This is a genomic window from Dysgonomonas hofstadii, assembly GCF_014196915.1.
GTDB classification, from domain to species: Bacteria; Bacteroidota; Bacteroidia; order Bacteroidales; family Dysgonomonadaceae; genus Dysgonomonas; species Dysgonomonas hofstadii.
Genome location: NZ_JACIEP010000004.1, coordinates 380546 through 386984, shown reverse-complemented (window position 1 = coordinate 386984; position 6439 = coordinate 380546). Strand labels below are relative to the sequence as shown.

General features: G+C 35.9%; 4 protein-coding genes. 3 read left to right on the top strand and 1 reads right to left on the bottom strand.

Annotation, left to right across the window (positions count from 1 at the left end):
- Positions 1–749 precede the first annotated feature (749 nt).
- The 3 genes from GGR21_RS07455 to GGR21_RS07445 all read left to right on the top strand — a co-directional run bounded on the left by GGR21_RS07455 (position 750) and on the right by GGR21_RS07445 (position 4146).
- Positions 750–2297, top strand: a complete 1548-nt coding sequence (locus tag GGR21_RS07455; protein WP_183306574.1) for a helix-turn-helix domain-containing protein — start codon at positions 750–752, stop codon at positions 2295–2297.
- A gap of 273 nt (positions 2298–2570) precedes the next feature.
- Positions 2571–2810, top strand: coding sequence for a hypothetical protein (locus GGR21_RS07450; protein ID WP_183306573.1), 240 nt, complete (start codon positions 2571–2573; stop codon positions 2808–2810).
- 238 nt (positions 2811–3048) lie between these two features.
- The gene (locus tag GGR21_RS07445; protein WP_183306572.1) at positions 3049–4146 is read left to right on the top strand and encodes a hypothetical protein; all 1098 of its coding nucleotides are present in this window, start codon (positions 3049–3051) and stop codon (positions 4144–4146) included.
- 325 nt (positions 4147–4471) lie between these two features.
- Here GGR21_RS07445 and GGR21_RS07440 read toward each other — a convergent pair whose 3' ends face one another.
- Positions 4472–6403 (bottom strand): heavy metal translocating P-type ATPase, encoded by a 1932-nt coding sequence (locus tag GGR21_RS07440; protein WP_183306571.1) that lies wholly within the window; start codon positions 6401–6403, stop codon positions 4472–4474.
- Positions 6404–6439: the final 36 nt, after the last annotated feature.

Sequence of the window (6439 nt, the reverse complement as noted above, 5' to 3'; positions counted from 1 at the left end):
TCTGTTATACCCCTGTAAATATCAGCATCATTCTTATAACCTGTTATCTGTTTCGCCTTCATCATATTCAGGGATATAGTGTCGTCGTAGCCCATGCCGTTTATTAAAAACCACAATATCTTCGTTGCCCTCACACTTAACTTTGGCATCACTTCCTGACCTGCTTTATATATCTGTATAAGAACAACAGCCAGCTCCAAGCCAAAAGAGGTAATTTGATAGACAACTTGAGGACAAAAACAACTACTAAGCCACTACTGATACAGCAATAATTATTTGGTAAAACATTAGAAAACACTAGTTTAAGATATAGATCGGTTGATCCAAATCGGATCACTTTTTATATAAATAAGCGATTGATAATGAATGATTATCTTTCGCTTATTTTGTTTTACATACAAAATTACATACACTCAATTTATTAGATTCAATCCAAAATCTAATTTACTATCAAATTAGTATCTAAACTTTTTATTTGTCCAGATAAAAGTAGCATATACATAGAATGTCTGTACTTTTATTAAATAGAAGAAAATAAAGTTAACTAAAGAGATTTTATCATCAGACTTTTGTACATTACTATTTTATTTTGTGAAGACATTTTTGATCTCTTGCTCTTATTTAACTTGTATTTAAGTTGTGAAAAAATTTCATAAGTATTTTATTCCTTAATGAAATTACCGATAAAGACCAATACTTAAATCTTAATGAATCCCTATTTTGCAACATATATAAAAAGGATAATCTGTTTGCTTATACTTCTGTCTCTATTCTCAGGATTATCAGCACAAATAAAGAAAAGCTATCCTGAATTAGAACTCTATAATAAAACCCTTTCTATAGAGCAAAAAGAAGCTTATAAAAAAGCTTTTGAAGAATATAAAAATAATATTTTAGCTAATTCATTACCAGTTGTTTATAAGAAAAAAAAAGCAATAGCAGCCCGAACTCTCAGCCAGGAGTTCACCGAATCTCTTTGGGGTGATTCCATTAATTATTCATCTGCTTTTGGTTTGGCTCTGGAGCTTGAAAATCTATTGGACAATATTGCAGAAGAAGAGTATCCTGATAAACGATTCGATTATTTTCAATTAGGTGAAGCTTATTACCTATTCAACGACTTTCACAAAAGCATTAATATCCTTAAAAAAGTTATTAGTGAACATCCACCCCGATCATTTACCGACTGTACTAATCTTAATGCTCGCAGAATTATAGGAATATGTTATGCTGAGCTTGAGCAGATGGATATATCAGATTATTACCTTTGTTCTATTTTAGAGAGTCCCGATCTGATTCTTGATCGTCCGGTTTATAATGCCTATGCTTTAAGTTATTTGGCGACTAATGCGATGATACGTGGAAAATATACCAAAGCTTTGATTCTGAACGACGCTATCCTCCCATTCTTCCGGAACCATTCCGATTACGGTCATTTAGCAGGTATGTTTCATAGCCGTTTCAAATGCTATCTTGTTACCGGAGATATTTATCGGGCAGGGATAGCGGCTGATAGTATACTTTATTATGCAGATCGTGATACATATCATCCCCAAAAACGCCATAAAATGGCTTTTTCAGCCCTTCTCCACTATAATGCAGCTATTGGAAACGCTATCGGAACAGAAGCTTACAGCGATTCACTTGTACATGTCTATGAGCAGGAAGCTCTCGAATATACATCACAGTACATAGCTGATGCCCGTCAGGAAAAATCGGAACATGATGCCGAAGAAGCACAGGAAAAGGCTGAGATTTACAGGAGAAATATGATTACCGGCATTATCATTTCTATCCTGATCATCCTCTTTGCAGGATATACTATCATCCAATATCGCCGTCTGCGAACCGCTTACCGGGCATTGGCAGAAAAAAGCAGATTATGGGCTGAACAGATTAATAATGACTACAAGCTGGATATAGAGAAGATATCCGAAAAATCACCGCCTGAAGAAATTAACATCATGCAGCTTATACATAACTACATAATTATTGAGAAGCATTATCTTGATACCGAACTGACTCTTGAGAAACTGGCTAAGGATCTGACTATTAATCGTAGTTATCTTTCGTCATCCATCAATAATATTACAGGCAAAAATTTTAATTCTTATGTCAATGAATACCGGATAGCTTCAGCTATCCACATGATGGACAACCCTAATAAAGATTTTAATTCTATCGATGATATTTATATTGCCTGTGGTTTTAATAGTAAACGTTCATTTTACTATTCATTCAAAAAAATTACAGGTATTACTCCGGGAGAATACCGTGATAATCTAACAAAAAAGTAAGCATCTAATTTTTTGAATATCTATTTGCGGCAGTATCTGGATACTGCTGTTTTTTTTGTTTTCTTGAGTCGTATTTATTTTTTTACGATTTTGCAATCACTTTTTTATGATTTTGCAACTGCCTCTTTTTTGAGCTTTCTACCTTGCCCCCATCTTATTATAATTTGATTCTGTTAAAAGATAATTCATAGATGAAACTACGGGAATATGATGATTCTATTATTCTGTTTATATCAGAGAATATCTAGCTATAATTAATAAAATAAAATATTTATGAAAGAGCAATTTTTTATATCCCTGTTTTTGCCTATCAGTTTTATTCCTCATCTAAAGGCACAGGATAAGCAAATATACTTACCTAAAGGAAGTTTAAATCTGCGAACCAATGTTTTTAGCTGGGGTATGTCAGCACCTGATGTCGTGCAGAAAAGAGGATGGTCGCATTGGCGGCTGAATAGTAATGACAGATACTGGTGTCTGTGGAACTCTGAGAAAAGTAACTCTTATAACTGATTAGACTAAGCGCAGTGAAAATATTGATATTCCTTTATCCTACATTGTAGAGATGAGCAATAAAACCTTAACATTCAACTATAGTAGTAATATCCTGCTCCGGTTAGAAGCGGGATATTACCCTGCGCCTACTCAAAATACGGCTGATAAACAAATTAAATAACAAGACTATTAACAAATTAAAAACTCGGGCTGCTTAAATATATAACGAGTTAAGTAAACTAAAACCTAAGCAAATATGAAAACAAAAATTTCAATTATATTTTTATTCTCCCTAGTATCAACATTTCAGATACTAGCACAAGTGACAATCGGTGCGGGTACACCTCCGTCCAAAGGTGTGCTTCTCGACCTGAAAACGTTTGATGACGATGATGGGGGTATAACTTCAACTAAAGGACTTAAAATATCCCGGGTAGAATTGGAAGCTATTACTTCACTTCACCCACTAGTCTCAAAGGATGATCCCGATTATGAGCAACAAAGAAAAGTGCATAAGGGGACTCTGGTTTATAACCTAAATAATGCTTCCGGTACAGGCTTGCCAGAAGGATTATTTTATTGGGACGGCGAGAAATGGAATCAGGCTAAATATGGAGGTAGTGGGGGTAGTGATGATGCATGGAAACTGAAAGGAAATGGCAATACTGATCCAGATGTCAATTTTATTGGCACTACTGACAACAAGGCTCTTTCTATTAGAACCGATAATCAGAAACGGATGACTATTACAGAAGCCGGGAATGTAGGAATCGGACTGGGAAACACTGTACCAACAAAAAGGCTGGAAGTTGTAGGTACCTCAAAACTTGATGGAGCAGCGGGTGTATATATCCCACAACTGCCAACAAATATATCTGCAGAAAATGCCTATAGTGTTGTTGTTACTAATGATGGACATTTAGAGAAAGTTGGTACGGCAGGAAGTAATAAAGCCTTCAATTACATTATATATGAAATTGAAAATATGGAAATGGATTGGATTAGAGATTTCGATACCAGCATACGCACATCTAATTATACATTAATTATAGTAGGTTCATCGTTTTCAATACCTGGCGATTACGTCCTTAGACCGGTAATGAATCGCAATCCTCAGGATCATGTTGATTTCGGCACTACTGTGGTTCAGAATGTATTTGCTTATGAGTATAATGGTACATGGAGATTACATGCCGACTTTGATAAAGGTTCTCCGACCACTAATGCTCCTTGTAAATGGACACTATATTGTATAGCTATAAATAATTCTATGGTAAAAAAATTCGAGGTGGAGAAGCATAACATGAATGGGAGGAATAAATATACTGCTCAAGATCCTCCTGAGGGGTTATAAGAAATACGATTAAAGTAAATTATTCTATTTGAAAATACAAGAATATTAATCAACTCCAAGCCCAAAAAGCATTTCAAGTAACAACAAACCGTTATCAAATCGCTGGGCTGGCAATTATTAATTTAGACATAAATTCGGGCGTTCCCTCTCGGATCGCAAGGAAACGCAAACCTCTATAAATCAGCATTTATAGAGGTTTTTTATTGATCCTACAGGAATCAGAATCCAGATTTATCTATTTCTCAGTAATCTTATTTTCAAAACTATAATTAAAATAGAAATTTTATCATTGATTGTAACAAATAAAAAAACATTAGAAAACCTGTTAAAACTTCATTCTTAAAATCCTGACTGCATTCAGTATGGCCAGTAACGATACGCCTACGTCAGCAAAGACTGCCTCCCACATGGTTGCGACCCCGAAACCTCCGAGTATAAGTACAATACCCTTAACTGTAAATGCTAAGATTATATTTTGCATAACTACCTGTCTGGTAGATTTAGCAATTTTTACGGCAGTAGCAATTTTGGAAGGCTGATCTGTCTGTATAACCACATCTGCTACCTCAATCGCAGCATCGCTCCCCATTCCACCCATAGCAATTCCGACATCACTCAATGCTAGTGAAGGAGCATCATTTATACCATCACCGACAAAAGCAATTACATTGCGTTTATCTGCTTTCAGTTGTTCAAGATGCTTCACCTTATCCTCAGGTAATAAGTCACCATAGGCATTGTCTATTCCGAGAACAGATGCGACTTTCTCAGTAATGGACGACTTATCCCCACTTAGCATCACAATCTTACCGATACCGTTTGTATGCATATTTTTTATAGCATCAGCGGCATCTTCTTTTACTTCGTCCGCAATGGTAATATATCCGGCATATTTACCGTCAATAGCAGCAATCACAATCGTTTCAACGATGGAATCCACCCTGATATCATAATCGATGCCGAATTTCTTCATCAGCTTGTTATTACCGACCAATACATCCTTCCCATTAACCGTGCCTTTCAGCCCATGACCGGATATTTCTTCGATATCGGTTGCATTATATTTATCCGCTTTATCCCCTGCAAAAGCAACAATAGCTTTGGCAATAGGATGGTTGGAGAATTTCTCCATTGAGGCTACAACGCCTATTAATTCATCTTTATCGATATTTTCGACTACAACAACCTCCTGAACCTCAAAAACTCCCTTTGTCAAAGTACCTGTTTTATCTATTACCACAGTATTTACTTTGGTCATCAGGTCGAGGTAATTGGCTCCCTTAAACAAGATACCGGCTTTTGAAGCCGCACCAATTCCTCCGAAATATCCCAGCGGTATGGAAACAACTAATGCACAAGGACAGGATATTACAAGGAATACCAAAGCCCGGTACAACCAATCCTGAAATATATAATCACTGACTATAAAATAAGGTATCACAGTAATTAATACTGCCAGTGCAAATACTATCGGAGTATATATTTTAGCAAACCTACGGATAAGTAGTTCGGTTTTTGCTTTTCTCGAAGTGGCATCCTGTACCATTTCCAAAATACGGGACAGCGAACTGTCTTCGTATTTCTTAGTTACTTGAATGGTAATTACCTTATCTATATTAAGCATTCCGGCAAGGACTGTTTCTCCTTCCGATATTATTTTCGGTTTACTTTCACCTGTCAAAGCGGATGTATTAAAGCTACTTGAAAGAGAAATCATTGTACCGTCTAAAGGTACTTTTCCCCCCGCTTTAATTTGTATTATTTCACCGATTTCCACACTCTCAGGAAATACTGTTTCATAACTGCCGTTTCTTTCTACTACGGCTGTATCAGGACGTACATCGAGAAGTGCTTTAATATTTCTTTTAGCTTTATTGACTGCAGAACTCTGAAATAATTCACCAACAGCATAAAACAACATTACAGCCACACCTTCGGGATATTCTCCGATAAAGAACGCTCCCAATGTTGCTACAAGCATCAGGGTAAATTCAGTAAAGAAATCCTTTTGCCGTATTGTTTCTATAGCTTCTTTTAATACAGGATAGGCGACAGGTATATAGGCTAATGTATACCATCCGGGTTTTATATAAAAATTAAAAAATTGGGGGAAGAAGTTATCTATAGCAATTCCTGCTAAAAGCATAATAAGGCTTATACCTACAGGAACATAGGCTTTCCAACTTTGTGACTCATTCAATGGTTCATTGGAACATGAATCGCCACAGGAACATGTATATACTTTATTTTCGTCCATAATTTTTGTTTTTATATAACAAAAGTACAGACTAAA